This is a genomic window from Modestobacter excelsi (assembly GCF_005930495.1).
GTDB classification, from domain to species: Bacteria; Actinomycetota; Actinomycetes; order Mycobacteriales; family Geodermatophilaceae; genus Modestobacter; species Modestobacter excelsi.
On the sequence record NZ_SJEX01000072.1, the window covers coordinates 1 to 26,788 of the forward strand.

27 protein-coding genes are annotated in these 26,788 nt (G+C 75.6%); 10 read left to right on the forward strand and 17 right to left on the reverse strand.

All coding sequences use genetic code 11. The features are described from left to right. The first annotated feature begins 82 nt into the window (after positions 1 to 82). Genes cydC through FHL80_RS19460 form a run of 3 tightly spaced genes read left to right on the forward strand, consistent with a single transcriptional unit; the run spans position 83 to position 2,950 of the window. Complete coding sequence (cydC, locus tag FHL80_RS19450; RefSeq protein WP_246078808.1) at positions 83 to 1,759, forward strand: thiol reductant ABC exporter subunit CydC; 1,677 nt, start codon at positions 83 to 85, stop codon at positions 1,757 to 1,759. 50 nt (positions 1,760 to 1,809) lie between these two features. Then, on the forward strand, positions 1,810 to 2,544 hold the full coding sequence (locus FHL80_RS19455; protein ID WP_138735014.1) for a GAF domain-containing protein: 735 nt from the start codon (positions 1,810 to 1,812) through the stop codon (positions 2,542 to 2,544). A 31-nt stretch (positions 2,545 to 2,575) separates the two neighbouring features. After that, on the forward strand, positions 2,576 to 2,950 hold the full coding sequence (locus FHL80_RS19460) for a DUF1801 domain-containing protein (RefSeq protein ID WP_138735015.1): 375 nt from the start codon (positions 2,576 to 2,578) through the stop codon (positions 2,948 to 2,950). Positions 2,951 to 2,957: 7 nt separating this feature from the next. On the opposite strand, the gene FHL80_RS19465 is transcribed toward FHL80_RS19460, so the two are convergent. Further along, positions 2,958 to 3,611 carry a hypothetical protein gene (locus tag FHL80_RS19465; protein ID WP_246078809.1) on the reverse strand — a complete coding sequence of 218 codons (654 nt, stop codon included), beginning with the start codon at positions 3,609 to 3,611 and terminating at the stop codon, positions 2,958 to 2,960. Between the two features lie 37 nt (positions 3,612 to 3,648). On the opposite strand from FHL80_RS19465, the gene FHL80_RS19470 reads away from it, so the two are divergent. The 3 genes from FHL80_RS19470 to FHL80_RS19480 all read left to right on the forward strand — a co-directional run bounded on the left by FHL80_RS19470 (position 3,649) and on the right by FHL80_RS19480 (position 5,391). Beyond that, entirely contained in the window at positions 3,649 to 3,918 is a 270-nt protein-coding gene (locus FHL80_RS19470; protein ID WP_014741969.1) for a hypothetical protein, read from the forward strand. Positions 3,919 to 3,985: 67 nt separating this feature from the next. After that, positions 3,986 to 4,870, forward strand: coding sequence for an NAD-dependent epimerase/dehydratase family protein (locus FHL80_RS19475; protein WP_138735016.1), 885 nt, complete (start codon positions 3,986 to 3,988; stop codon positions 4,868 to 4,870). Between the two features lie 128 nt (positions 4,871 to 4,998). Continuing rightward, on the forward strand, positions 4,999 to 5,391 hold the full coding sequence (locus FHL80_RS19480) for a nuclear transport factor 2 family protein (protein ID WP_138735017.1): 393 nt from the start codon (positions 4,999 to 5,001) through the stop codon (positions 5,389 to 5,391). Positions 5,392 to 5,394: 3 nt separating this feature from the next. Here the strand turns inward: FHL80_RS19480 and eutC are convergent, their stop codons facing one another. The 4 genes from eutC to FHL80_RS19500 form a co-directional block, all read right to left on the reverse strand. Then, a complete protein-coding gene (eutC, locus tag FHL80_RS19485; RefSeq protein ID WP_138735018.1) occupies positions 5,395 to 6,168 on the reverse strand; it encodes an ethanolamine ammonia-lyase subunit EutC in 774 nt (257 codons plus the stop codon). After that, the gene (locus tag FHL80_RS19490; protein WP_138735019.1) at positions 6,165 to 7,577 is read right to left on the reverse strand and encodes an ethanolamine ammonia-lyase subunit EutB; all 1,413 of its coding nucleotides are present in this window, start codon (positions 7,575 to 7,577) and stop codon (positions 6,165 to 6,167) included. The genes eutC and FHL80_RS19490 overlap by 4 nt, the downstream gene beginning before the upstream one ends. Then, positions 7,574 to 9,037 carry an ethanolamine permease gene (gene eat / locus FHL80_RS19495; protein WP_216870888.1) on the reverse strand — a complete coding sequence of 488 codons (1,464 nt, stop codon included), beginning with the start codon at positions 9,035 to 9,037 and terminating at the stop codon, positions 7,574 to 7,576. Before eat ends, FHL80_RS19490 begins: the two co-directional genes overlap by 4 nt. Before the next feature lie 93 nt (positions 9,038 to 9,130). Continuing rightward, entirely contained in the window at positions 9,131 to 9,646 is a 516-nt protein-coding gene (locus tag FHL80_RS19500) for a pyridoxal-phosphate dependent enzyme (RefSeq protein WP_138735020.1), read from the reverse strand. A 77-nt stretch (positions 9,647 to 9,723) separates the two neighbouring features. On the opposite strand from FHL80_RS19500, the gene FHL80_RS19505 reads away from it, so the two are divergent. Then, a complete protein-coding gene (locus FHL80_RS19505) occupies positions 9,724 to 10,440 on the forward strand; it encodes a haloacid dehalogenase type II (RefSeq protein ID WP_138735021.1) in 717 nt (238 codons plus the stop codon). Here FHL80_RS19505 and FHL80_RS26800 read toward each other — a convergent pair. Then, complete coding sequence (locus tag FHL80_RS26800; RefSeq protein WP_138735022.1) at positions 10,404 to 11,759, reverse strand: MFS transporter; 1,356 nt, start codon at positions 11,757 to 11,759, stop codon at positions 10,404 to 10,406. The two genes, FHL80_RS19505 and FHL80_RS26800, sit on opposite strands and share 37 nt — an antisense overlap. Positions 11,760 to 11,975: 216 nt before the next feature. On the opposite strand from FHL80_RS26800, the gene FHL80_RS19515 reads away from it, so the two are divergent. Further along, positions 11,976 to 12,932 (forward strand): hypothetical protein, encoded by a 957-nt coding sequence (locus FHL80_RS19515; RefSeq protein ID WP_138735023.1) that lies wholly within the window; start codon positions 11,976 to 11,978, stop codon positions 12,930 to 12,932. Between the two features lie 6 nt (positions 12,933 to 12,938). On the opposite strand, the gene FHL80_RS19520 is transcribed toward FHL80_RS19515, so the two are convergent. The 8 genes from FHL80_RS19520 to FHL80_RS19550 form a co-directional block, all read right to left on the reverse strand. Then, positions 12,939 to 13,538, reverse strand: coding sequence for a TIGR03086 family metal-binding protein (locus FHL80_RS19520; protein WP_138735024.1), 600 nt, complete (start codon positions 13,536 to 13,538; stop codon positions 12,939 to 12,941). A gap of 64 nt (positions 13,539 to 13,602) precedes the next feature. Beyond that, positions 13,603 to 14,004, reverse strand: a complete 402-nt coding sequence (locus FHL80_RS19525; RefSeq protein ID WP_216870889.1) for a hypothetical protein — start codon at positions 14,002 to 14,004, stop codon at positions 13,603 to 13,605. After that, positions 14,001 to 14,156: a hypothetical protein gene (locus FHL80_RS25725; RefSeq protein ID WP_216870891.1), complete on the reverse strand. Its 156-nt coding sequence runs from the start codon at positions 14,154 to 14,156 to the stop codon at positions 14,001 to 14,003. Before FHL80_RS25725 ends, FHL80_RS19525 begins: the two co-directional genes overlap by 4 nt. Before the next feature lie 29 nt (positions 14,157 to 14,185). Next, positions 14,186 to 15,133 (reverse strand): siderophore-interacting protein, encoded by a 948-nt coding sequence (locus tag FHL80_RS19530; RefSeq protein WP_138735026.1) that lies wholly within the window; start codon positions 15,131 to 15,133, stop codon positions 14,186 to 14,188. A 94-nt stretch (positions 15,134 to 15,227) separates the two neighbouring features. Then, the gene (locus FHL80_RS19535) at positions 15,228 to 15,683 is read right to left on the reverse strand and encodes a very short patch repair endonuclease (RefSeq protein WP_138735027.1); all 456 of its coding nucleotides are present in this window, start codon (positions 15,681 to 15,683) and stop codon (positions 15,228 to 15,230) included. Continuing rightward, positions 15,680 to 19,120, reverse strand: coding sequence for a TM0106 family RecB-like putative nuclease (locus FHL80_RS19540; RefSeq protein ID WP_138735028.1), 3,441 nt, complete (start codon positions 19,118 to 19,120; stop codon positions 15,680 to 15,682). The genes FHL80_RS19535 and FHL80_RS19540 overlap by 4 nt, the downstream gene beginning before the upstream one ends. Positions 19,121 to 19,201: 81 nt before the next feature. Beyond that, entirely contained in the window at positions 19,202 to 20,023 is an 822-nt protein-coding gene (gene phaZ / locus FHL80_RS19545) for a poly(3-hydroxyalkanoate) depolymerase (RefSeq protein ID WP_138735029.1), read from the reverse strand. Further along, positions 20,020 to 21,783, reverse strand: coding sequence for a PHA/PHB synthase family protein (locus FHL80_RS19550; protein WP_138735030.1), 1,764 nt, complete (start codon positions 21,781 to 21,783; stop codon positions 20,020 to 20,022). Before FHL80_RS19550 ends, phaZ begins: the two co-directional genes overlap by 4 nt. A 381-nt stretch (positions 21,784 to 22,164) precedes the next feature. On the opposite strand from FHL80_RS19550, the gene FHL80_RS19555 reads away from it, so the two are divergent. Further along, a complete protein-coding gene (locus FHL80_RS19555) occupies positions 22,165 to 23,178 on the forward strand; it encodes a LacI family DNA-binding transcriptional regulator (RefSeq protein ID WP_138735031.1) in 1,014 nt (337 codons plus the stop codon). 265 nt (positions 23,179 to 23,443) lie between these two features. On the opposite strand, the gene FHL80_RS19560 is transcribed toward FHL80_RS19555, so the two are convergent. The 3 genes from FHL80_RS19560 to FHL80_RS19570 all read right to left on the reverse strand — a co-directional run bounded on the left by FHL80_RS19560 (position 23,444) and on the right by FHL80_RS19570 (position 26,467). Next, entirely contained in the window at positions 23,444 to 24,661 is a 1,218-nt protein-coding gene (locus FHL80_RS19560) for an acetyl-CoA C-acetyltransferase (protein ID WP_138735032.1), read from the reverse strand. Between the two features lie 158 nt (positions 24,662 to 24,819). Then, entirely contained in the window at positions 24,820 to 25,623 is an 804-nt protein-coding gene (locus tag FHL80_RS19565; RefSeq protein WP_138735033.1) for an SDR family NAD(P)-dependent oxidoreductase, read from the reverse strand. A gap of 46 nt (positions 25,624 to 25,669) precedes the next feature. After that, entirely contained in the window at positions 25,670 to 26,467 is a 798-nt protein-coding gene (locus FHL80_RS19570) for a dipeptidase (protein WP_246078810.1), read from the reverse strand. 168 nt (positions 26,468 to 26,635) lie between these two features. Here FHL80_RS19570 and FHL80_RS27120 point away from each other — a divergent pair. Then, a partial coding sequence (locus tag FHL80_RS27120) for a hypothetical protein (protein ID WP_439331107.1) occupies positions 26,636 to 26,788 on the forward strand: 153 nt, incomplete at its 3' end.

A 26,788-nucleotide genomic window follows, 5' to 3' on the forward strand; every position in this document is an offset into this window, starting at 1 on the left:
GCTCCCGGACGTGGCTCCCCGCGCGGTGAGTGAGTCTCCCCGCCCCGCTTTCCGCGCGGAGAGTGGGGCGGGAAGTGAGGCTGTGGCGGTTGCGCGGCTGGCGTGGCCGCGGCGGGCGGTGCTCCGGGCGGTGGCCGCAGGCGCCGCCGCCAGCGCGTTCGGCATCGCGCTCACCGCGGTCTCCGGCTGGCTGATCGTGCGCGCCGCCGAGCAGCCGCCGATCCTCACCCTGATGGTGGCGATCGTCGCCGTGCGCGCCTCCGGCCTGGGCCGGGCGGTGCTGCGCTGGCTGGAGCGGCTGGCCACCCACGACGCCGCCTTCCGGCTGGCCTCGGCCACCCGGCTGCGGCTGTGGAGCGCGCTGGTCGCGCAGGGCCCGGCGGCCGATCGGACCCCGGGCCGGGCGCTGGCCCGCCTGGTGGGGGACGTCGGGCTGCTGCAGGACCTCTCGGTGCGGGTGGTCGCCCCGCAGTGGGTCGCGGGTGTCGTGCTCACCGGCACGACGGCGGTGCTCACGGTCCTCGACCCGCAGGCCGGTGCGCTGGTCGCCGCGGTGCTCGCCGCCGCGGTGCTGGCCACGGTCGGCGTGCACCGCTGGGCGGACCGCGGCGTCGCCCGGTCCGCGGCCGAGCTGCAGACGGTGACCCTCCGGGAGACCACGGCCACCCTCGAGGCGGCCGGGGACCTCCGCGCCCACGGGCTGGCGCCGGGTGCGGCCGACCGGCTCGACGAGCTGGGCCGCCGGCAGGGCCGGGCCGCCCAGGCCGGTGCCGCGGCCGCCGCGCTCGGCGACGCGATCGCGGTGCTGGCCACCGGGTCGGCCGCCGTCCTGGCGCTGGCCGCCGGCGCGGCCGCGGTGCAGGCCGGCCGGCTGGACGCCCCGGTCGCCGCCGTCCTCGCCCTCGCCCCGCTCGCGCTGCTGGAACCGCTCACCGCGATCGGGTCGGCCCGGCGGAACCGGATGGCCTGGCGCGACGCGCGGTCCCGGGTGGAGGCCGTGCTCGCCGAGCCGATCGCGGCCGACCCGGCACCCGGGGACCGGCTCGCCGTCCCGGTGCCGGTGCGCGAGCTCGCCACCGAGCAGCTCACCGCCGGCTGGCCGGGCCGCCCCGCCGTCCTCCGCGACCTGGACCTGGTGGCGACCGCCGGCTCCGGCTGGCTGGTGGTCACCGGGCCGTCCGGCTCGGGCAAGTCGACGCTGCTGTCGGTGCTGATGGCCTCGCTGCGGCCGGCCTCAGGCGAGTACGTGCTCGGCGACGGCCGCCGCCCCGTGCCGACCGACCGGCTGACCCGCGCCGACGTGCAGGCCGCCATCGCCTGGTGCCCGCAGGACGCGCACGTCTTCGACGCCTCGGTGCGCGCCAACCTGGCGCTGGCCCGCCCGCGGGGTGAGCTGGCCGGTCCCGACGGCGAGCAGGCGATGCGGACGGCGCTGACCGCGGCCGGGCTCGGCGCGCTGGTGGCGAGCCTGCCCGCCGGGCTGGACACGCCGGTCGGCGCGGGCGGGACCGCGCTGTCCGGCGGCGAGCGCCGTCGGCTGGCCGTCGCCCGGGCGCTGCTCGCCGACCGGGACGTCGTCCTGCTCGACGAGCCCACCGCGCACCTGGACCCGCCGACCGCCGCCGCACTGGTGACCGACCTGCGCCGGGCACTGGCCGGGCGGCTGGTCGTCTGCGTCACCCACGACCCCACGGTCGCCGGTGAGCAGGACAGCGTCCTGGCACTCGCTCCGCACGTACCGGCACCGGCGCGCCGCTGAGCTCGGACCCTCGTGGTGCGCCGACCCCGCCGATGGGGCAATGTAGGACGGTGGATCTCATCGCGCGCTTCGCCGCGACCCTCGCCGCCCAGGCGGGGGCCGGGGACGACGGGCACCTGCTGCCCGGCCGGCTCGCCCGGGCCGCCGCCGAGGCGCTGGGCGTGGACGGCGCGGGGCTGAGCCTGCTGGCCACGGAGACCGGCCGGTCCCCGCTGGGCGCGAGCTCGCCGGACGCCGCGCGCGCCGAACGGCTGGAGTTCACCGTCGGCACCGGTCCGTGCCTGCTCGCCCACGAGACCGGGCAGCCGGTGTTCGTCGTCGAGGAGGACATCCGCCGGCGCTGGCCCGTCTACGCCGACCTCCTGCTGGAGGGGACCCCGTTCCGCGGCATCGTCTCGCTGCCGCTGCGCTCGCCGCTGACCCGGGTCGGCGCGATGAACCTCTTCTTCGTCGACGCCGCCGACGTCCCGAGGCTCGACGTGTTCGCCGCACTGACCGTCGGCGACCTGGTCAACACCGCGCTCTGCGACGCGCTGGTGCGCTCGGCCTGGACGGCGGAGAGCGGTCCGGACTGGCTGCACAGTCCTCCGGCCCGGCGCCGGGCGGTGGTGTGGACGGCGGTGGACCGGACCAGCGGCGCGCTCGACGTCGACGCACCGGCGGCCCTCGCGCTGCTCCGCGGCTACTCCTACTCCGCCGGCCGGTCGGTGGACTCCGTCGCCGCGGACCTGGTCAGCGGCCGGCTGCGACCCGCCGACGTGCTCGGCGGGCCCGGCGAGCACTGAACCGTCGGGGGTGTGCGGCACCCTGGTGGGCATGGCCCAGCCCACGGTCGAGGAGTTCCTCGCCGACCTGCAGCACCCCCGCGCCGACGACGTCCGCCGGCTCCGCGCCGCGATCATGGCCTCCAACGACCAGCTCACCGAGCACGTGAAGTGGAAGGCCCCGAGCTTCTGCTCCCGCGGCGTCGACCGGGTCACCTTCCGGCTCTTCCCCGCCGACCACCTGCAGCTGGTGTTCCACCGCGGCACCGCGCCGCAGGACACCGAGGGCTTCGAGTTCGGCGACGACGCCGGGCTGCTGCGGTGGGTGGCACCCGACCGGGCGGTGCTCACCCTGGGCGACCCGGCGGAGGTCACCGCTCAGCAGGAGGCGATCGTCGCGCTGGTCAACCGCTGGGTCGCGGTGTGACCGGGCGCTAGCCGCACTCGGGGCCGGCGGGTACGTCGACCCGGATCTCGCGGCCCAGCTCGGCGTCGACGAGCGGGAGGTCGTCGCCGGACCAGAAGCTGCCCGGGTCGTAGGCGTTCATCGGCCGGTCCGCGGCCAGCAGGCCCATCGCGGTGTAGGTGGTCGCCGCCAGCTCCGCGCAGAAGATCGTGTCGTTGCTGAGGTGCCGGCGCACCTTCCCGGTGAGCCACCCGCGTGCGAGGTGCCGGGTGGTCGGGAACGGCTTGCCGTCCAGCCGGGCGATGGTGCGCAGGACGGCGTCCTCCATCTCCCGGGTCACCCCGCCGTCCTCGGCCGGGCCGACCAGCTGCCGCAGCCAGGCCTGCTGGCCGTACCGCTTCTTCCACACGCAGACGGCGTCGGAGAGGTCGTGCAGCTGGACGCCGCGCTGGTGCCGGCCGGACCACACGTCGGCCAGCGAGTGCCCGAGCTCGGCGTGCCAGAGCAGCGGCGGCAGGTCGTCGAGCACGACGGCGACGCCGACGTGGTTGACCGGGGCGTTGGTGACCGCCTGGATGGCACGGTCGGCCGGGGAACCGCCGCGGAAGACCCAGACGTCGCCGGTGCGGGTCAGCTCGACCGCCTCGGGCAGCGACAGCGAGGCCGGGGACGTACGCGACACGAGACGGGAGTGAGCCACATCACTAACATAACGGTTCATGCGCCTGTCGAAGCTGTTCGGAGTCGCCGGGATCGTCGGCGTAGCGGCGACCGGTGCGGTCCTCGTCCGTCATGAACGCCACCGCAGGGCCTACAGCGCCGAGGAGGTGCGGGCCCGGCTGCAGGGCCGCGTCGTCGAGGCCGCCACCGCGCCCGCCGACCCGGACATGGTGCCGGACTGGCCGGCCGAGGTGCAGCGCCCGCAGCGGCACCCGATGGAGGTCCTGCTCAGCGCGGTGATGCGGATCGGGCCGCTGCGCCGGTTCTGAGCACGTCGTCGTCCTCCGGACGACGTCGCCCGGGAATCCGCCGGCGCCGGACGGACTTGTCGCGGGCATGGACGTCTTCCTCACCGGTGGTACCGGTCTCGTCGGATCCGCGGTCCTGCGCGCCCTCCTCGAGGACGGGCACACCGTGCACGCACTGGCCCGCAGCGACAGCTCCGCCGCGCAGCTGGCGGACGCCGGCGCGACCGTCGTCCGGGGCGAGGTGGACGACTCCGCGCTGCTCGCCGACGCGGCCCGCGCCGCCGACGGCGTCATCCACACCGCCGCCGCCGCGGACGGCAAGGACGCCGACCGGGACGCCGCCCTCCTCGACGCCGTGCTGCCCGCGCTGGCCGGCAGCAGCCGGCCCTACGTGCACACCAGCGGTGTCTGGGTGCACGGCCCGGGGGAGATCGACGAGGACACCCCGTTCGCACCCCCGCAGCTGACCGCGTGGCGGCTGCCGCTGGACGCCCGCGTGCGGGCCGCGGCCGCCGACGGGGTGCGCTCGGTGGTGATCGCCCCCGGCATCGTGCACGGCCGTGGCCTCGGCCTGCCGAACCTGGTCAAGGACGGCCCACGCACCGACGACGGCGCGCTCGTGCTGCCCGGCAGCGGCGAGCAGCACTGGACGACGGTGCACGCCGACGACCTCGGGCGGCTCTACGCGCGGGCGCTGACCCGGGCGGCCGCCGGCTCGTACTACCTCGGGGCCAGCGGGCAGAACCCCACGGTGCGGGAGATCGGTGAGGCGGCCGGCCGGGGCGCCGGACTCGGCACCGCGACGGTGGGCTCGACCGCTGCCGAGACCGAGGCCCGCCTCGGCCCGCTCGCCGGTGCGTTCGACCTCGACCAGCAGGCCACCGGCGCCAAGGCCCGCGCCGAGCTCGGCTGGCAGCCGACCGGGGTGTCGCTGCTCGAGGACCTCGGCTCCGGCTCGTACGCCACCGCCTGACCCCCGGCCGACGCTCGTGCTCTGCTGCCGCCGGGGCAGCAGAGCACGAGCGTGCGCGCAGCGGTTCTGCCCGCCCGCCCGGAGGAGGACACTGCGGGCGCGGGGGGACGGACCGGGAGGAGCACGTCATGTCCGAGCACCCCCACGCCACCCTCGTCCGCGAGGCCTACGACGCCTTCGCCAAGGGCGACCTCGCCGCGCTCGACGAGGTCTTCGCCGAGGACATCCGCTGGCACCTGCCCGGCCGCAACCAGCTGTCGGGCACCCATGTGGGCCGGGCTGCGGTCTACGAGATGTTCGGCCGGTTGATGACGGTCACCGAGGGCTCCTTCCGGATCGAGGTCCGCACCGTCCTCGCCGACGACGACCACGTCCTCGCCCTGGTGGGCGTCTCCGCGCGCAGCGGCGAGCGGTCCTTCGCGATCACCGACGTGCACGTGTGCCGGATGGAGCACGGCAGGATCGCGGAGTTCTGGGACACCACCGACGACCAGTACGCCGCGGACGCCGTCTTCGGCTGAGGCTCAGCCGACACCCGGCGGCAGGGCCGCGCCCTCGTCCTTGAGGACGACGCCCGACGCGCCGAGCCGGCGGGACGCCTGCAGCAGCGCCACGAGGGTGTCCGCCGCCTGCGCGTAGGACAGCCCGTGCGGCGGGCGGACGTTGGAGATGCAGTTGCGCTCCGAGTCCGCCCGTCCCGGCCGCGGGTCGTGGGTCAGGTAGAGCCCGAGGCTGTCCGCGGAGCTCAGGCCGGGCCGCTCTCCCACCAGCACGACGACGATCCGGGCACCCAGCGCCTCCCCGACCGGGTCCCCCAGGGCGACCCGGGCCTGGTGCGCCAGCACGAGCGGCGCCACCGACCAGCCGGGGAGCCGCTCCAGCACCGCAGCCACCGTGCCGGCGGCGTGCTCGTGCACCGCCCGCGGCGAGAGCCCGTCGGCGAGCACCAGCGCCAGGTCGTGCTCCCCCGCCGGCAGCCGCGTGCCGTCCGCCGGCCGGCGGCCGAGGTCCGGCCGCTGCAGGTAGGTCTCCCGGTCCGGCGCCTGGCTGTGCACCTCGAGCAGCGGCAGGTCGACACCGGCGTCGGCGAGCGCGGCGCGCACCCGGTCGGCGTCCAGCGGGGTGTGCACGGCGTCCCGGGCGACGGCGTGCGCGGCCCGGAACTCCAGCTCGCGCGCCGTGGGCAGCCCGTCCCCCGCCCGGCCCAGCGCCACCCGGGCGCGGGTGGCGTTCCGCAGCAGCGACCACGGGTCGTCGGCAGGGCCATGGTGGCCGACATGGCCCTCGGGGGCGGTCATCGGGCGGCCGCGAGCAGGGCCCGGGCGGCGGGGGCGTCGGCGGCGAGCTCGCGGACCCGCCCGGCGTCGTCCAGCAGGTCCATCCGGGCCAGCCACGCCTCGAACTCCGGCGCCGGCCGCAGGTCCAGCACCGCGCGGGCGGTCAGCACGTCCTGGAACGACAGCGACTGGTAGTGCAGCATCACGTCGTCCGAGCCGGGGACGGCGATGACGAACGAGCAGCCGGCCGCCCCGAGCAGCAGGGTCAGGGTGTCGGTGTCGTCGCCGTCGACGTCGGTGTGGTTGGTGTAGCAGACGTCCACGCCCATCGGCAGGCCGAGCAGCTTGCCGCAGAAGTGGTCCTCCAGCCCCGCCCGGACCACCTGCTTGCCGTCGTAGAGGTACTCCGGGCCGATGAACCCGACGACGGTGTTGACCAGCAGCGGGTCGAAGTGCCGGGCCACCCCGTACGCGCGGCACTCCAGCGTCTGCTGGTCGACCGCCCGGCCGTCGACGCCGTGGTGCGCGTCGGCCGACAGCGCCGACCCCTGCCCGGTCTCGAAGTAGGTGACGTTGCGCCCGACGGTGCCGCGGCCCAGCTCCAGGGCGGCGGCCCGCGCCTCGGTGAGCAGGTCGAGGGTGACGCCGAAGCCGCGGTTGCCGGCCTGGGTGCCGGCGACGGACTGGAAGACCAGGTCGACCGGGGCGCCGGCCTCCAGCGCCCGCAGCGTGGTGGTCACGTGCGCCAGCACGCAGGACTGGGTGGGGATCTCGTAGCGGCTGATCACCGCGTCGACCAGCTCCAGCAGCGCGATCGTCTGCGCCGGGGAGTCGGTGGCCGGGTTGATGCCGATGACGGCGTCCCCGCTGCCGTGCAGCAGGCCGTCGAGGATGGAGGCGGTCACCCCCACCGCGTCGTCGGTCGGGTGGTTGGGCTGCAGCCGGGAGGCCAGCCGGCCGGGCAGCCCGAGCGTGCTGCGCAGCCCGGTGACCACCCGGGTCCGCCGGGCGACGGCCACCAGGTCGGCGTTGCGCATCAGCTTGGACACCGCGGCGACCATCTCCGGGGTCAGCCCGCGGGCCAGGCCGGAGATCGCCGCCTCGTCCCGCTCCGCCGCCCGGACCAGCAGCCACTCGCGGAACCCGCCGACGGTGAGCGAGGCGACCGGGGCGAAGGCGGCGGCGTCGTGGGTGTCCAGGATCAGCCGGGTGACGTCGTCCTCGTCGTAGCCGACCACCTGCTCGGTGAGGAACGTGGCCAGCGGGACGTCGGCGAGGGCGTACTGCGCGGCCACCCGCTGCTCCTGGGACTCCGCCGCCACACCGGCGAGCACGTCACCGGAGCGGGCGGGCGTGGCCTTGGCCAGCAGGTCCGACAGCGAGGGGAACTCGTGGGTGTGCCCACCGAGCGTCGTCCGGCGGATCGTCATCTCAACTCCTCATCGGCCGCGGCCAGTGCGGCGAACTCCTCCTCGGGCGCCGAGGCCACCAGGTGGTGCCGGCTGTAGACGGCGAAGTAGGCCAGGAACACCGCGTAGGCGGCGAGCGTCCAGAGCGCGGCCTCCACGTCGACCAGGAAGGTGGCGACCACCGCCGCCGCGGCCAGCACGAGCGCAACGCCGGTGGTCGCCACCCCGCCCGGGGTCCGGTACGGCCGCGGCAGGTCCGGTTCCCGGCGGCGCAGCACGATGTGGCTGACCATCATCAGCACGTAGGAGACGGTCGCGCCGAAGACGGCCATGTTGAGCAGCATCGCGCCCTGCCCGGTCAGCGAGAGCACGAAGCCGATCGCCCCGGGCACGAGCAGCGCCAGCACCGGCGCCTTCCGGCCGTTGGTGACCGACAGCGCGCGGGGCAGGTAGCCGGCCCGGGACAGCGCGAACGTCTGCCGGGAGTAGGCGTAGATGATCGAGAAGAAGCTGGCGACCAGCCCGAACAGCCCGGCGTAGTTGACCACCCGGGTGAGCCCGTCCGGGGCCCCGCCCACATCGAGCGCGTCGACCGGCGGGTTCCCCGACCCGGCGATCGCGGCCGAGCCGCCCGCCCCAGGGGTGAACACCAGCATGAGGACGGCGAGCATCACCAGGACCGCCATCGCCGCGATGATCCCGCGGGGCATGGCGCGGGCCGGGTCGCGGGCCTCCTCGGCGGCCAGCGGCACGCTCTCCACGGCGAGGAAGAACCAGATCGCGAACGGGAACGCCGCCCAGATGCCGAGCACGCCGTAGGGCAGGAAGTCCGAGGCGCCGGCGGCGTCGGTGGGCGCGATGTCGAGCAGGTTGCCGGCGTCGAACTGCGGGATGGCACCGACCAGGAACACCAGCAGGCCGAGCAGCGCGATGGCGGTGACGACGAACATCGCCTTGAGCGCCTCGCCCACGCCGAGCAGGTGGATGCCGATGAACAGCGCGTAGACCGCGAGGTAGACCCACCAGCCGTCGGTGATCCCGAACAGCCCGAGGGACTCGACGTAGGCACCGATGAAGGTGGCGATGGCGGCCGGTGCGATCGCGTACTCGATGAGCACCGCGATGCCGGTGGCGTAACCGCCCCACGGGCCCAGCGCGCGGCGGGCGAAGGTGTACCCGCCGCCGGCCGTGGGCAGCGCCGAGCCCAGCTCGGCCAGGCCGAACACCATCGCGGTGTACATGACCGCCATCAGCACGACGGCGATCAGCAGGCCGCCGAAACCGCCCTCGGCCAGCCCGAAGTTCCAGCCGGCGTAGTCACCGGAGATGACCGCGGACACCCCGAGGCCGGCGAGCAGCAGCCACCCCGCCGTCCCGGAACGCAGTTCGCGCTTCTGCAGGTAACCGGCGTCCACCGCCTCGGCCTCGACCCCCCGCCCGGTCGCCTGCGCTGCTCGGGCGGGTGCTGGGTCGGCGGTCATCTGGGTCCTCCGGCTCGGCTCGGATCAGGCCCGGCCAGCGTGTTCCCCTCTCCTCCCCAGGTCAACGGGGTGCGGTTCCTCGACACACGTTGTTCACCGGCGGTCGAGCAGCTCCCCGGCCAGCTGGGCGGCGTAGGGGTGGCCGAAGAGGCCGGGCAGCCCGCCGGTGTGCAGGAAGACCGTGCGCCGGCCGGGCACCTCCCCGTCGCCGCGTAGTGCCGCGGCCACCTCGGCGACCCGCGCCTCGACGTCCTCGTCCGGCCCGACCACGACCACCCGGGCGCCGAAGAGCTCCTCCAGCGCGAGGTTGCCGGCCCGGGCGGCGTCCGGCTCGCCGGAGAGCACGAGGACGGCGCGCAGGCCCCGGACCGCGGCGGCGGCCGCGGTCATCCGGGCGTGGTTGCTCTGCACCCCGCCGCTGGTGACCAGCACGGTGGCACCGCCGGCCTCGGCCTCACCGACCAGGTGCTCGAGCTTGCGGACCTTGTTGCCGCCGGCGAGAGACGTCAGGTCGTCGCGCTTGACCCACAGGTCGTCCGGGGAGAGGCCCAGGGCGGTGGCCAGCCGGGGCGCGGGGTCCAGCGGGGTCGGCCAGGGAGAGAGGCGCACGGTGCGGTCGTCACCGGTCCAGCCTGCCCGAGCGCCAGCCCTCCCGGCCCGGCTGTGCGGTACGCCACACTGCGGGCATGGCACACGACGAGCCGGTCACCGCCGTGGTGTTCGACGTCCTCGGCACCCTGCTGGATGAGACCGGGGGCCGGATTGCCGCGCTGCGCGCGGCCCTGCCGGATCTGGCCGACCGAGCGGAGTCGCTGGCCGCCGACTGGCGCGACCGGGTCGACCGCGCGATGGCACCGATCGCGGCCCGGGAGCGGCCGTTCCGCCCCCACGGGGAGCTCGAGCGGGCGGCGCTGACCGAACTGCTCGCCGCGCACGAGCTGTGGCTGCCCGGCCCCCAGGTCGCCGAGCTGGCCCGCTTCGGGCACCGCATCGAGCCCTTCCCCGGGGTGCCCGAGGCGCTCGCCGGGCTCCGGGCGGAGCTGCCCGTCGTCGCGTTGACCAACGCCGGGCCGGGCCAGGCCGCCGCCGTGTTCGAGCACGTCGGCTGGGAGTGGACCGCCGTCGTCTCGGCCGAGTCGGTGGCGGCCTACAAGCCGGACCCGCGGACGTACCGGCGGGCACTGGAGGTCCTCGGGCTGCCGGCCGAACAGGTGCTCATGGTGGCCGCGCACCCGTGGGACCTCGACGGCGCCGCGCGCGAGGGCCTGCGCACGGCTTTCCTCGACCGGGGCACCGGAGCCGACGGTCGCGGCTATGACCTGGTCGCGCCGGACCTCGGCGCCCTGGTGGAGACCCTGCTGTCGGGTCAGCCCACCTCGAGCAGCCGCAGGTCGCGGACGTAGCTGCCGGTGCCCCGGCGCACCTTCGTCGCGGCCGGCTGCAGCGCGTCGCCGACCGGGCGCAGGACCACCGCGACCGGCCGGCGGCCGAACAGGACCGGCTGCGCCCAGCCGGCCCGCGGCAGCGACGGCCGGCGCAGCGCCGGGCCCTCGATGCCGAGCACCAGCACGGCGGCGAGCACCGCCATCAGGGCGACCGTGCCGAGCGCGGTCGGCAGCCCGGCGTGCTCGGCGAGGAACCCGATGACCGGCGGGCCGCCGAGCAGGCCGGTGTAGCCGACGGTCGTGGCGAGCGCGACGCCCGAGGGCCCGCCGAGGGCGCCGGCCCGGGCGATGGCGAGCGGGAAGACGTTGGCCAGGCCGAGCCCGACCAGCACGAACCCGGCCAGGGCCACCGGCAGGGAGGTGGTGAGCACCGCGGTGAGCGCGCCGGCGGCCGCGACCAGCGCCCCGCCGACCAGCAGCCGGCGCTCGCCGAGCGCGCCCACCAGCCGGCCGCCGGCCAGCCGGCCGACCGCCATCGCCGAGGAGAAGCCGGCGTAACCGGCCGCGGCGAGCGCCGGGGCGGCGTGCAGCTGCTCGCGCAGGTGCAGCGCGCCCCAGTCGGACAGCGCGCCCTCGCCGTAGGCGGTGGCGCCCGCGACGGCGCCCAGCACGACCAGGACGGCGGTCGGCCGGGGACCGGGGTCCGCCGCGGTGCCGGGAGCGGCCTGCGCGGCGGTCCGGGTGCCGGCGTCGGCACCGGCCAGCACCGGCCCGGCCCACGCCATGACGGCCAGGCCGAGGACGGCGACGGCGAGCAGGTGCGGCGTCACGCCGACCAGCGCCGACGCGAGGCCGCCGAGGAGCGCACCGAGCAGCCCGCCGGCGCTGAACGCGGCGTGCAGCCCGGACAGCAGCGGCCGGCCGGCGCGGGCCTCGACCTGCACGCCGACGCTGTTGGCGGCGACGTTCACCGCGCCGGTGGCGGCACCGAAGACGAGCAGCCCGGCGCAGAGCGAGGGGACGCCGGTGGCGAAGCCGGGCAGCACGGCGCAGGCGCTGGCTGCGATGCCGGCCACCGCGGCGGTCAGGCCGGTGCCCAGCCGGGCGCACAGCGCGCCGGTCAGCTGCATGCAGGCGAGCGCGCCCAGGGACAGGCAGAGCAGGGCCACGCCGAGCGCGGTGTGGCCGGCGCCGGTCACAGCGCTGACGTCGGGGACCCGGGCGGCCCAGCTGCCGAAGACGAACCCGTCGAGGGCGAACAAGGCGGCGACGGCCGCCCACAGCCGGGACGGCGACGGATCGGTGGTGGAGGCACGGGTGAGGGCAGAACGGAGCATGGGAGACCTTCAGGGGTGTTCGCGCGGCACCGCAGTGCGACGGGCGGGGGTCGGAGAGCACACGACCTCGGGCGCTGACTCCACGGTGCCATGCACACGTGAGCGGTGCGTGTCAATGCCGTGTCCAGCAGGCGTGAGTGTCCCCACGTCGCTGTCTCCCTCGTCACAGCCGCGCCTCCGGTTGCCGCAGCTCCCCGCTGCCCCGAGGGTCAGGGGATGACCGGGACCTTCTCGCGCGGACTGATCGCCGGCGCTGCCGGCACCCTCGCCCTGCACGCCGCCACCTACCTCGACATGGCCGTCCGCGGCCGCCCGGCCAGCACCGTCCCGCAGCAGCTGGTGGACGCCGTCGCGCACGCGGCCGGCAGCGCCGTCCCCGGCCGCGGCGCCACCCGGGACGCCCGCCGCCGGGGCCTGGGCGAGCTCGCCGGCATCGCCAACGGCGTCGGGCTCGGGGTGGTCTTCAGCCTGGTCCGCTCGGCCGGGGTGCGGATGCCATTCCCGGTCGGAGCGGTGGTCAAGGGCGCCGCCGCGCTGGCCGCCACCGACGTCCCGGTCGCCGCCCTCGGCGTCAGCGACCCCCGCACGTGGTCGCGCGAGGACTGGATCGCCGACGCCCTCCCGCACCTGGCCTACGGCGCGGTCGCGCAGGCGGTGGTGGCCGGGCTGCCGACGCCGGACGAGCGGGTGCTCCCCCGCCAGGCGGCCTCGGCCGGGCTGGTCGGCCGGTCGCTGCTGCTGGGCGTGGCCACCGGCGGCCGGAGCTCGCTGGGCGTGGCCGGACCCATGCTCACCGCGCCCGACGGCGCGGTGAAGAAGCTGTCCAACCTCGCCGCGGTCGCCGGGGAGCTCTACGCCGACAAGCAGCCGGGCACGCCGGACCGGACCAGCGCGGCCGCGCTGCCCGCGCGTCTGGCCAGCGGCGCGGCCGGCGCCGGCATGCTGGCCAAGCGGCAGGGAGCGAACGCCGCGCTGCCGGTGGTGGCCGGGATCGCCGGCTCCGCGGCTGGGTCCTTCGGCGGGCTGGCCTGGCGGAGGTGGGCCGGCGGGCGGATGCCCGCGCTGCAGGCCGCCCTCGCTGAGGACGGCGTCGCGCTGCTGCTCGCGCTGGCCGCCTGCCTGACCGGCCGGCGCCGCTCGACCCGGCTGACCCTGGTGTCGACGCCGGCCTGAGGCGCCTCAGCCTCGCCAGGCCGGGTCGCGGCCGGCGAGCCCCAGGGCTCGGTCGAAGGCAGGGGCGTCGGCGGGCACCGGCACCTCGGGTCCGTACCAGCCGCCGTCCCGGCCCATCTGCGCGACCGGCTGCACCGCGGCGAGGGTGGCCTCGCCCAGCTCGGCGGGGACGTCGTAGGGCGCACCGATCGCCCGGGCGAGGTCCCAGCCGTGCAGCACGAACTCGGCCAGCATCAGCGGTCCGACGACCTCGGCGGGCATCGGGGTCGTGCCCATCAGCGTCTCGCCCTGCCACGCCGCCGGGTCGGCCCAGGCGTCGGCGGCGGTGTCCAGCTCGGCCGGGACCGCAGCCGCCCACTGCTCCACCGGCACGCCGTCGAGGAAGGGCGCCGGGGTGAGGCTGCTCCAGTCGTGCTCGAGCGGTGTGCGGGTGGCCGCCCGCTGGGACAGCACCGCGGCCCAGGCCAGGTGGTCGACCAGGGCGCGGACGTCGTAGTCGCCGCACGGGGTGGCCGCGGTCAGCTGGTCCGCGGTGACCGCGCGGAGGGGGCCGGCGGCCAGGTCGGAAGCGGCGCGCACGGCGGAGGTCGTCAGGGTCTCGGTCATGCCCCCAGCCTGCACCCGGCGCCGTCCCCGGTCTTGTACTTCCCCGACAGCCCGCCGAGGCGGGTCAGCCGCCGGCGCGGTCCGCCGCGGCCAGCAACCAGCCGGGTCCGGCGACCCGGGCGGTGCCGGGCAACCGGTCGCGCAGCCCCCGATCTGCGGTGACCACCAGCAGGTCGTCGTCGCCGTCGGCGAGCTCGGCGGCGACCGCGGCCAGCGCGTCGTCGCCGCTGCCGGCGGCACGCACGACCCGCACCCCGGCCGGCGCCGTGACGTCCCGGGCCCGGCCCTCGACGACCGCGACCAGGGCGACCACCGGCACGGGTGCGCCGTCCGGACCGGGCGGCGTCGTGCCGGGCAGCGCCGCCAGCCGGTCGAGCAGCCGGGCGGTGGCGCCCGCGCGGTCCCGCCACCAGCCATCGGGGCGCGCGCCGACGGTGTTGGCGACGTCGACGAGCAGGACGGTCACCGGCGGCGGGAGGTGCCGATCGCCGCCGTGCCTGCGGCGAACAGCAGGCCCACCACCGCGAGCCAGAACAGTCCCTTGACGATGAGGCCGATCACGGTCATCGCGATCCAGATCGCGAACAGCACGAGGACGAGGAGCAGGAAGGGGCGCACAGCTCGACCGTAGGCCCTGCCGGCGCCGCTCAGCTGCCCTCGGACGCGCCCGTCCGCCAGTAGCCCATGAACGCCACCGACGAGCGCGGGACGCCGAGGTCGCGGACGAGCCGGCGGCGCAGCGCCTTGACCATCCCGGCCTCGCCGGCCAGCCAGGCGTAGCAGCCGTCGGCGCCGTCCTGCGGCACCTCCCAGAGGATGCCGCCGGTGAGGTCGACGTCCTCCGGCTCGACCCCGGCCGTGTGCGCGGCCACGCCGAGCTCGCACAGTGCAGCGTGCACCCCAGGGCCGAGGGCCTCGCCGCGGGCCCGGCGGCCGCGGATCAGCCAGCGGACCTCGACGCCCGGCGGGACGGCGAGGGAGAGGACGTCGCCGGCCTCGGGGACCTCCAGGACGGCGACCGCCCGGCGGCCGGCGGGGAGCGCCTCGACGATGGCGCTGATCGCCGGGACGGCGGTCTCGTCGCCGGCGAGGAACAGGACGCCCTCGGCGGGTGGCGCCCACTCGACGCCCCACGCCCGGCCGGTGCCGGACCGGTCGGGGCCCAGGACGACGATCGGGTCGCCCGCCACGGCGGCGGCCGCCCAGCTCGCGGCGGGGCCGGGGTGGCCGTCCTCGACGCCGTGCAGGACGAGGTCGACGTCGAGCTCGCCGAGCTGCGGACGGGCGGCCCGCACGGTGTAGGTGCGCAGGAACGGACGCACGTGATCGGGCAGTGCGCAGTACTCCTGGTACCAGCCCGGGCCGTCGGTGAGCAGCTGCCGGACCGGCCCGCCGTCGCGGGAGAGCGCCAGCTTGATCCGCTGGTCGGCGCCGCCCACACCGAAGCCGGTGAGCTCGGGGCCGGCGAAGGTCAGCCGCAGGAAGCTGGGGCTCAGCCGCTCGACCCGGGTGACCCGGGCGGAGAAGAAGCGGTACGACGGCGCGGCGGGCTCGGCGAGCGGGGTCGCGGGCCGTTCGGTGGTAGCCGTCGCCATCGCGGGTCTCCCGGGATCGTCGTGCCGGCTCGATCACCGGACGTAGGTGAGGCTAGCCTCACCTACCTGCTCAGGGATATGGCGACCCGGGAAGTCACCGGGTCCGACCGAGTGCTCCGCAGATCGCGTCGGCGACCGCGTCGGGGTCCTCGTGCTCCCAGAACCGCAGCACCCGCCAACCGAGGCGGGTGAGGACGCCGTCGGTGCGCCGGTCCCGGGCCACGTTGGCCCGCAGCTTCTCGGACCACCAGCGGGAGTTGGCCGTCGGCCAGTGGCCGCAGGTGGGGCACGCATGCCAGAAACAGCCGTCGATGAAGACGATGATCTTGCGTTGCCTCCACACGAGGTCGCCGCGGGCGCGGGTCTCCCGGCAGGGGCGGACATCGACCCGGTACCGCACTCCGCGGGCGTGCAACCGCCGGCGCACCGCCAGCTCCGGCACGGTGTCGCGGCGGCCCTGCCGGCGGAACCGGGCCCGCACCACCGCCGAGGACGCCGGCGGGGCGACCCGGAGGTCCACGGGCGACGCGAGACCGACGGCCGGGGTCATCTGCCCGCTGGTGCCAGCGCGGGCTGGGTGGCCGTCTCCACCAGCCGGCACAGTCCGTTGACCAGGCGCAGCTGCTCCGGCGTCTGCACCGGGGAGGTCAGCAGCGCCGGGCTGCCGACGAGGTAGGCGACCGTCTTGGCCCGGGAGAGCGCGACGTTGAGCCGGTGCCGGTCGAGCAGGAAGTCCAGCCGGCGCGGCACGTGCGCACCGCTGGACGCGGCGAGCGAGAAGACCGCGACCGCGGCCTCCCGGCCCTGGAACTTGTCCACCGTGCCGACCTCCACTGCGCCGAGCCCCACCGCGGCCAGCGCACCGCGCACCTGGTTGACCTGCGCGTTGTACGGCGTGACCACCAGCACGTCGGCCGGTCCCATGACCCGGTCGACCCCGCCGGCGTGCCAGGAGCAGCCCATCAGGTCGCTCACCAGCGCGGCGACCACGGCCGCCTCTTCCGCGGAGGCTGCGCCGTTGCCCTCGTGCTCCACCGGCACCCAGCCGATCCCTGCCGGTGCCGCCCAGCGCGCCGGTGCGTCGAGCCGGTTCCCCGCCGTGACCGGCGCCGGTTGCAGCTCGCCACGGTAGGAGAGCGCGGAGACGACCCGGCACAGCGCCGGCGCCATCCGCCAGCTGCGGTCGAGGAACACGCCGCGGTCGGCGCTGAGCACCTCGTCGTCGCCCAGCACGTGCTGCAACGCCGAGACGTCGGCGCCGTCGGGGTGGATGCCCCGGCCGGGTTGCCGCAGCTGCTGCGGGTCACCGAGGAGCACCAGGTTGGTCGCGGCCCGGCTGACCGCCAGGGTGTTGGCCAGCGACAGCTGCCCGGCCTCGTCGACGACCAGCACGTCGAGCCGGCCGGCGAGCTCGGGCCGGGCGAACAGCCAGGAGGTGCCGGCGACCAGGTCGACCTCACCGGCGTCCAGCGCGTCGACGACCTGACCGTTGCTGCTCGCGCACTGCACGTCGGCGTCGGCGCACCGCTGCAGGTCGTCGGCCTTCTGCAGGGCACGGACCGGCACGCCCGCCTCGCGGGCGGCCACCATCACGGCGTCGAGCAGGTTGCCGATCACCTTGTGGCTGGAGGCCGTCAGCCCGACCCGCTTCCCGGCGCGCACCAGGTCCACGACGGCCCGCGCCCCGGTGTACGTCTTCCCGGCGCCGGGCGGGCCCTGCACCGCCAGCACACCGCCGTCCAGCAGGCCGGCGAGCCGACGCACCGCGGCCGCGGCACCCTCCCCTGCCTCCCGCACGGGTGTGCCGGCCGGCAGCCGCGGCGCCCGCCGGAGCAGCAGGTCGCGGGCGGCGCGCAGCGGACCTGGTCCGTCGATGCCGGCCGCGGCCACCTGCTCACCGAGGTCGTGCAGCACCGCCCGGAAGACCTTGTCGCTGGGCGGGGACGTGGGCAGCAGTCCCGTCGGGTGCTCGAGGTCCGCCGCACCTCTCCGGGCCAGCACCACCCAGCCCGCGGTGGGGTCGATGTCGACGACGGAGCTGGTGAGGCGCCGGCCGTCGGTGGTGAGCAGCAGGTGCTCCATGCGGTTGCCGGCCGACGCCTTCGTCTCCTGCGGCGGGAACCGGTACCGCCAGTGCTGGGCGCCCTTGCCCGCACCGACCAGCTCCGGCGCCTCGAGCGGGCCGAGGGCGGCGGTCTCCCGCTCCAGCTCGTCGGCGGGCAGGTCCCGCAGCCGGAAGTACTCCCACCAGGCGGACCGTGCCTCACGGGCGTGCCAGCCCAGCTGCTGGGCCAGCAGCCAGGTCGCCTGCTGCTGCGGGGTGCGGCCGGTGTCGGGCAGATCGGCGGTGAGCCGCTCCTCCAGCCCCTCGCGCAGCGCCTGGGCCGCGGCGTTCTCCGCCGATCCGTCGGGGTCGCCGTCCTCGGGACGGCGCAGCAGGGCACCCGAGGCCAGCAGCTCGGTGCGGCGTTCCTCCAGCCAGTCCCGCAGCTCGCGGGTGGAGACGCAGTCGTCGCGGTTGTAGGCCTCGATTTGCGCCAGCATTGCCTCGTCGCGGGTCGCCAGCCAACGCTCGAAGGCCACGATGCTCTCGCCGGCGTCGGAGACCTCTGCGCCGTGGGCCCGGACGTGGCCGCGGTAGTAGTCCTCGACCTGCTTGATCGAGTAGGACTCCTTGCTCAGCCGCAGGCCCTGGCGCACCACGGCGTACAGGTCGACGAGCACGTCGGCGCGGAGCAGCCGGTCGACCTCGGCCTCCCGGGTCTGCAACCGCGCGGACAGGGTCTTCAGCCGGGTCGGCTCGTAGGGCGCGTAGTGGAAGACGTGCATCGTCGGGTCGGCGGCGTAGGCGGCGCAGAGGTGGTCGACGAGCTGCTCGAACGCGGCCTTCTCCGCGGCCGACTGGTCCTCGGCCGCCGGGTCGCAGCCCCAGAACGCGGTGAACTCGCCGGCGGTGTCCAGGACGCCCCAGAGGTACTCCAGGCCCGCGTCGCCGGCGAACGGGTCGCCCTCGATGTCGAAGAACAGGTCGCCGGCGCTGAGCGGGGGCAGCAGCTCGAAGCCCCGGCCGTGCTCGCGCGGCAGGAACTCGTAGGACGGCGCGCCGGTCACCCGCTCGGCCAGCTGGAGCCGGGCCTGCTGGGTCAGCCGCTCCCGCGACGTCCGGCCGATCGCGTCCGGCAGCTGCTCGGGCCGCCGGGTGGCCAGCGCGGCCAGCGTGTGGATCCCGGCCTCGGCCAGCGCGGTGGCGTGGTCGCGGCGCATCGAGGCGACCAGCGACAGCGAGTCCTCCTCCCGCCAGCGGGCGGTGCAGGTCTCCCGCCACGGGCAGACGCCGCAGTGCGCGTTCGGGTAGGGCGCGGCGAGCTCACCGTCGGCCAGCCGCGCGAGGAAGCGGGCCCGGGCCGTGCGGGCGTAGGCCTCCGCATCGGAGTAGCGGAACACCAGCTCCTGCTGGTCGCCGGTGACCACGGTGAGCAGCTCCGGCGGCACGCCCTGCAGCCCGGCGAGCAGGTCGCCGTAGAGGGCCATCTGCAGCAGGGCCGGGACCTTGATCCGGCGGGCGAGCTTGGTGTCGGCGACGTCGTAGGCCCACGGCCCCAGGTCGCTGGGCCGGTCGGTGCGGAGCAGGAAGTCGGCGTGCCCGCGCCAGGCGCCGTCGAAGAAGGTGGCCTGGTAGACGACGTCGGCCCCGGCGCGCATCGCGGCCAGCGTGTCGGCCTGGGCCCGGCGCAGTGCGTCGGCGTCCTTCCCGCGGGGCGGGACGATCTCGACGACGGACAGCCCGCGGTCGCGCAGCCGCTGCACGTGCCGGGCCTCGTGGTCGATGCCGTGCTGGGCGACCAGCTCGGTCATCGGGTCGGTGGCGGTGGGCTTGAGCCGTTGGCCGCGGGCGACCTCCAGCGACAGCCGGGTCAGGTGCTCGCACTCCAGGAACCCGGTCAGGTCACTGGCGCTGACGACCAGCTCGGCGTCGGACAGGTACACGGCCACTCCCCCCGGACCGGGCCCTCGTGGCCCGGTCCGCCGACCGTACGACCCGGCTCCGACAGTTCTCGCGGGCCGCCCTCAGCTGAGGAAGCGGTCGACCACCGGGGCCAGCTCGCGGGCCTCGGTGACCAGGGCGAGGTGCCCGCCGCGGTACAGGTGCAGCTCGGAGTCCGGGATCAGCCGCGCCATCAGGCGTGGGTTCGCCACCGGGATGATCGGGTCGTCGTCGCCGGCCAGGACGAGCGTCGGCTGATGGATCATGCGCAGCAGCGGCAGGCTGGACCAGCCGGCACCGGCAGCCAGCTGGTAGTAGTAGCCGCGCTGCGGGCCCAACCGGGTCGCGGAGTGGAGCACCTGAGCGGCGCGCTCGGGGTGCTGGCGCATCGTCCCGCCGTAGATCTCCCCGGCGATCGCCCGGGCGTGCCCGGGATCGCGGTGCCGCCGCGGCGTCAGCATCTTCGACAGCACCCGCGGATGTGCCGGCACCATCAGCGAGCCGGTCCCCGTCGCGGCCAGCACCAGCCGCCGGCAGTGCCGCCGGTGCTGCACGGCGAACTGCTGCGCGAGCCCGCCGCCCCAGGAGAAGCCGAGCACGTCGACCGCCTCCGGGTGACCCAGCTCGCGCAGCAGCGCGGCGACGACGGGGGCGAAGGTGACCATGGTGTACGGCACCACCGGCTTCGGGGACCCGCCCACGCCCGGGACGTCGAAGCGGATCACCTCGCGCCTCCGGTCGAGCGCGTCCACGAACGGCTGCAGCACCTCCAGGCTCGCGCCGATGCCGTTCATCAGCAGCAGCGGGGGGAGGGTGCCGTCGCCGGGACGGACCGAGACGCGCAGCGTCCGGCCCGAGACGGTGACCGTCCGCAGCCGCTGGTCCCAGGCTCGGCTGGCGGTCATTTGTCGAACACGTACGTGCCGGGGGCCTGACCCAGGGTCGGCTGACCGCCACCGAGCTCGGTCGGGGCGTCGACCTGGTCGCCGGCCCGCTCACCCACCCAGCGGGCGTAGTCGGTCCACCACGACCCCTTCTCGGTGTGCGCGGAGGCGAGCCACTCGTCGGCGTCTGGGGTGTTGGGCGACGCTGTCCGCCAGGTCGACTTCGGGTTGGTCGGCGGGTTCACCAGCGAGGCGATGTGACCGCTGGTCGACAGGACGAAGCGGGTGTCCCCACCGAGCAGCTGGGTGGTCGCGTAGCAGGACTGCCACGGGCAGATGTGGTCGGCGATCCCGGCGACGACGTAGGAGTCGACGGTGACCGCGGACAGGTCCACCGGCGTCCCGAGCATCGTGGCCGTGCCCGGCTTGGTGAGCGAGTTGTTCACCGACAGGTCCAGGAAGCCCCGGTGCAACGCCGCGGCCATCCGGGTGGTGTCGGCGTTCCAGTAGAGGATGTCGAACGCCGGCGGGGGCTTGCCCTGCAGGTAGTTGTTGACCCAGTAGTTCCAGATCAGGTCGTTCGGGCGCAGCCAGGCGAAGACCTCCGCCAGCGTCGCGCCGTCCAGGTAGCCCTTCTTCGCCGAGGCCCGGGTCGCGGCCTGGGCGCTCTTCTCGTCCAGGAAGGCCCCGGCCGTGCCACCGCGGGCCTGGTCGAGCACGGTCACGGCGTAGCAGACGGAGGAGACCCGGTCCTGTTCACCGATCGCGGCGAGGTGACCCATCACCATGGCGGTGATGATCCCGCCGGAGCAGAAGGACATCAGGTTGGTCTGCTCCGCGCCGGTGATCCGCTCGGCGGCGGCCATCGCGTCGAGGACCGCCTGCCCGTAGGTGTCCAGGCCCCAGTCGGCGTGCCGGGCGTCGGGGTTGCGCCAGGACATCATGAAGACCTGCTGGCCCCCGGCGACCATGTGCTCGACGATGCTGCGCCCCTGCGCGAGGTCGGCGATGTAGAACTTGTTGATCGTCGGCGGCACCATCACCAGCGGGACGGCGTGCACCGTCGGGGTGGTCGGGGAGTACTGGATCAGCTCGAACACCGGGGTGCGCAGCACGACCACGCCCGGGGTCCGGGCGAGGTCCTTGCCCACCTCGAAGGCGTCCGGCTCGACCATCGAGGGCACCCGGGGCGCCGAGGACAAGTCGCGGACCATCCGCTTCGTGCCGGACACCGCGCTCTTCCCGCCGGTGTCGATGACGGCCTTCAACGCCACGGGGTTCAGCACCGGGTTGTTGCTCGGTGCCAGCGCCTCGACGATGTTGGTCACCGAGAAGCGGATCCGTTCGTCGTCGGCCCACGGCAGCTGCGCGTCGTCCACCAGCTTGGGTGCCGTCTCGGCCGCCACGAGGTGCGCCTGCATGGCCCGCTTCAGCAGGCCGTTGCCCGACCACGCAGGGTCGGCGTACCGCTTGTCCTTGGGGCCCGGCGCCACCTCGGAGCGACCGAGCCCGATGCGGCCCCACTCCCCGACCAGGTGTCCGGCATGACCCGCCACCGCGCGCGGGTGCCGGGCCAGGCCGGCGGCGAACCGCAGGCCGGTGGACACCGGCGGCAGCAGCCGGCGCAGCGGGCCCAGCGCCGCGTCGGTGAGGATCATGTCCAGGCCGGTGGCCGCGTCGGCGACCCGCTCCGGCTCGCTGTCGGGGTCGCCGCCGGTGGCCGACGACGGCGCGGGCACGGCCTGGGCGGCGTGCTCCCGCGACTGCGGTGCGGCGCTCACGCCCCGGCCTCGAGGACGAACCGGACCGGACAGGGGTGGGGAACTGTCTCCCACATGAGTGCCTCCTCGTGTCGACACACTGGGCGTCGCGTCCGCACACCCGGGTAGCGGCTGTGGGAGCCATCACACAACCACAGCGGGGCGGGCGGCAACCGCACGGGGTGCGCTGCCGCGCGACCGTGACGGTCCGGTGGACCCGTTCGCCGGGTCGGCGGCAGCGGGCTGGGCCGGCCGGACGCACGGCTGCGTCCGGGGACACATCCCACGCTACATCGAAGGACACATGGCGGCCTGCTCCCTGGGCGGCAGCACACCTACGACCCCGGGTCGGTGGCCGGGGCGCGCTCAGGACCCGCTGCGCACCCCGGTAGACATCGGGCTGTGACCGCGACGCTCAGCTCGGTCGCGGCTGCGGCCGGGGTCAGCACCAGCACCGCCAGCCGGGCCCTCTCCGGCCATCCAAGCGTGCTCCCCTCCACCCGGGCCCGCGTCGAGGCCGCCGCGAGCGCGCTGCGCTACCAGCCCAACCGGATGGCCAGCGCGCTGCGCACCCGGCGCACCGGTCTGCTGGGCCTGGTCGTCAACAACCTCCGCACGGCCACCTTCCACACCATCGCCGAGACGCTGCAGGACTGGGCCGCCCAGCACGGCTACCAGGTGCTGGTGTCCACCACCAACGGCTGCCCCGAGCGGGAGGCCGCGTTCCTGGAGACCGTGCGGGCCCACCACTTCGACGGCGTGGTCGTCGCCGGGTCCGGGGCGAACGGCGACCTGGTGAACCACCTCGTCCGGGACGGCCGCGCCGTGGTCACCATGAACCGCGAGGTGCCCGGCTCGCTGGCCCCGTCGGTGCGGGCGGACTACGAGCAGGCGGCCCGGCTGGCCACCCAGCACCTGATCGACCTGGGGCACACCGGCATCGCGACGATCGGCGGCCCGCCGGACGTGACCTCCGGCCGGCTGCAGCACGCCGGCTTCCGGACGGCGATGTCCGACGCCGGTCTCCCGGTCGTCGACCAGCTGGTGCACCGCGGCCCGTTCACCCCGGGGTTCGGCCGGGCCGCCGCGGCGAGCCTGCTGGCCCTCCCCCAGCCACCGACCGCGCTGCTGCTCAGCAACCACGAGGCCTCCTTCGGGGCGCTGCCCGCCCTCGGCACCGGTGGCCGGCGCGTGCCGGACGAGCTCTCGGTCGTCTGCACCGAGGACGAGCCCTTCTACAGCTGGTGGTGCCCGCCGCTGACCGCCGTGGACAACCAGGCCGCCCACCAGGCCGAGCGGGCTGCGGCGATGCTGCTGGCCCAGCTCACCGGTGGGGGCGACGGCTACCCCGGGCGCCGGGCGGAGCTGGTGGAGCCGGTGCTGCTGGAACGGGGCACCACCGCGCCACCGCGCTGAGCCGACCGGCGGGCGGTCAGCCGGACGGCGATCGGCAGGGCGACGCCCCAGGAACCAGGCGTCCCAGCAGAGCACGTGCCACCGCAGTGCCCGCTCGTCGGCGACCGGCCCGAGGTCCATGAGGCCGGTGTGCACGGCGCCGCCGAGCAGCACGTCGGCCGCGCCCCACAGGGTGAGGAGCAGCCCGGTGACCGCGGCCGAGGCGAGCGCGAGCCCGGCCGCCGTCCGTGCGGCCGCACGCGCGGCGGCGCTCACCGCGGGACGGTCAGACGACGCGCTCGAACACCGCGGCGAGGCCCTGGCCACCACCGATGCACATGGTCTCCAGCCCGTAGCGGGCCTCACGGCGGCGCATCTCGTGCGCCAGGGTGGCCAGGATGCGGGCGCCGGTCGCGCCGACGGGGTGGCCGAGGGAGATGCCGGACCCGTTGACGTTGACCCGCTCACGGTCGTCCGAGCCCAGGCCCCACTCACCCAGGCAGGCCAGGACCTGGCTGGCGAAGGCCTCGTTGAGCTCGATCAGGTCCATGTCGGAGAGCTTCAGGCCGGTCCGCTCCAGCACGGCGGCGGTGGCCGGCACCGGCCCGATGCCCATGGTCTCCGGCGGCACGCCGGCCACCGACCAGCCGACCAGCCGCACCATCGGCTCCCAGCCGCGGCGCTCGGCCTCCTGGCGGGTGGTCACGACGCACACCGCCGCGCCGTCGTTCTGCCCGGAGGCGTTGCCGGCGGTCACCGTGGCCTCGGGGTCGACCCGGCCCATGACCGGGCGGAGCTTGGCGAGGTCCGCCATGGTGGTCTCCGGGCGCGGGTGCTCGTCCTCGGTGACCAGGCGGGCCGGCGTCTTGCGGGTGGCCGGCAGCTCCACGCCGATGATCTCCTCGGCAAAGCGGCCCTCGCGGATCGCGGCGCCGGCGGCCTGCTGCGAGCGGAGCGCCCAGGCGTCCTGCTCCAGCCGGTCGATCCCGTACTCGCGACGGACGTTCTCGGCCGTCTCCAGCATCCCGCCGGGCACCGGGTGGTGGAGCCCGCCGGCGGTCTCCCGGGCGCGCGCCAGCCGGTCGTGCAGCATCACGCCGTCACCCTTGGCGCCGGTGCGCAGGCCCAGCGCGTAGTGCTCGACGTTGCTCATCGACTCCACGCCACCGGCGATGACGACCTTCCCGGAGCCCGCAGCGACCTGCATCGCGGCGTAGACGACGGCCTGCAGCCCGGAGCCGCAGCGCCGGTCGATCTGCAGCCCCGGCACCTGCACGCCCAGCCCGGCGTCGAGCGCGGCGATCCGGCCGATCGCCGGGTTCTCGCCGCTCGGGCTGCAGTTGCCGAGGATGACGTCGTCGACCTCCCCCTCACCGAGGCCGGTGCGCTCGGCCAGCCCGCGCAGCGCGGTGGCGGCGAGCTCGTTGGCCGACAACCCGGCGAACACCCCGCCGAAGCGGCCGACGGGGGTGCGGAGCGGTGAGCAGATGACGACGTCGTCCATGGCTCAACTGTGCCACCGCTGCCCGGCAGCGGCGCACCGCGGCCGCCCGCTGAGCGGAAGACCGCACCGGTTCCCCGGGACGACGACAGCCCTCCCGGGGTCGGGGAGGGCGTCGTCAGCGCGTCCGGGTGCCGGAGGGAGCAGCCCCGCGCGTCCGGTCAGTCGCGCGGCTTGGCCATCACCCGGTTGCCCATCGCCTTGACCGAGTCCGGCAGCACCTTGTTCATCGCCTCCACCGCCTTGACCGCGAGCGAGGCCGCGACGACCTTCTTCTCCCCGGCCATCAGCGCCTCGAACCCCTGCCGGGCGACGTCCTCGGGGCTGTCCTTGGGACCCTTGCCCATGCCGGTGGCCAGCATCTGCGCGCGGGCGAAGAAGTTCGTGTCCGTCGGCCCCGGCATCAGCGAGGTGACGGTGACGGCGGAGTCCTTCAGCTCGTCCTGCACCGCCTCGGTGAGCGACTGCACGAAGGACTTCGAGGCGTTGTAGATCGACTGGTAGGACCCCGGCTGGGTGGAGGCGATCGAGGAGGTCACCAGCACCCGCCCCTCGTCGCGGGCGGTCATCTCCACCAGGACCAGCTTGAGCAGGGCGGTCGTGGAGACCACGTTGAGCTGCATGATCTCCAGGTCGCGGGCCCAGTCGGTGTCGACGAAGGCACCGCCCACGCCGACGCCCGCGTTGAGCGCGGCGGCGTCCAGCGGCCGGCCGATGGCCTGCACCCGGCTCCACAGCTGCTCGATCCCCTCCGGGGTGCGGAGGTCGGCCTGGACCGGGATGACGTGCGCGCCGGAGGCCTGGACGAGCATCGCGGCCTTCTCGATGCCGGCGTCCTCGGCGTTGACCACGACGTCGAAGCCGTGCTCGGCGAACTGCTTGGCGAGCTCGAGGCCGATGCCGCTGGAGGCACCCGTCACCAGGGCGAGGGGCTTGGTCTGGGGCTCGGTCACGTTCTGGGTCATGGCAGGCGCGTACCCCTGCCGCGGACCGGCCGAACTCCGACACGGGTCAGACCCAGATCGCCCGCAGCGCCCGGAGCACGTTGCCGCCGAGCACCTTGGTGATCTCCTCGTCGGTGAAGCCGTCGCGCACCAGCCAGGCGGCGATGTTGGCGAAGCACTCCGTCGGGTTCTCCAGGCCGTCGACGTAGGGCACCCGCTCCGGCACCGGGGCACCCGGCCGGGGCTCGGTGGACAGCAGCCCGGCGAAGGCCGTGTGCAGCCCGACGTGGTCGCCGTAGAGGGAGTCCGGGCCGAAGCCGACGGCGTCGATGCCGATCACCCCGCCGGTGCCGGCGACGGCACGCAGCACGTCGTCGCCCTTGAGCCGCGGGATGTCCCAGACGGCGCGGGCACCGGCGTGGGTGATGAACACCGGCCGGTCCGATGCGGCGCAGGTGTCGATGCCGGTCCGGTCGGAGGAGTGCGAGACGTCGACGGCCAGCCCGAGCTGGTTCATCCGCCGCACCGCCCGCCGGACCAGCGCGGTCAGCCCGCCGTCCACCACCTCGTTGAGCCCCGACCCGAGGGCGTTCGAGTCGAAGTAGGCGATGCCGATCTGCCGGATGCCCAGCCCGTAGAGGACGTCGAGCTTGTCCAGGTCGTTGCCGATCGGGGTGGCCGCCTCCAGGCCGAACACCAGCCCGACGCCGCCGGTGGCGTGGGTGGTCTCGATGTCGGCGACGCTGCGCAGGACGTCGACGTCGGTCTGGTGCGCGAGATCGGCCAGCTGCATGCCCAGGTCCAGCACGACGTCGTCCCACTGCCACGGGGCGTTGCCGGTGACGCAGGCGGTGCCGTCCATCATGTTGTCGAGAAGGGGTCGGCCGACGCGGTGCGCGCGGCCGCGGCGGCCGGCGTCCGGATCGCCCTGGGCACCGACCTGCTCGGCCCGATGGCCGACCAGCAGAACCGTGAGTTCGCGCTGCGGGCGGAGGTGCAGGACTCCTGAGACGTGCTCGCCTCGGCGACCCTGGTGGGCGCCGAGCTGCTCGGTGAGACCGGGCGGCTCGGGGTCCTCGCCCCGGGGTCGGCGGCCGACCTGCTGCTGTGCCGGGCGGACCCCGGCGCGGACGTGCGGGTGCTCGCCGACCCGGAGCGCGCGCTGGCGCTGGTCGTCTCCCGGGGG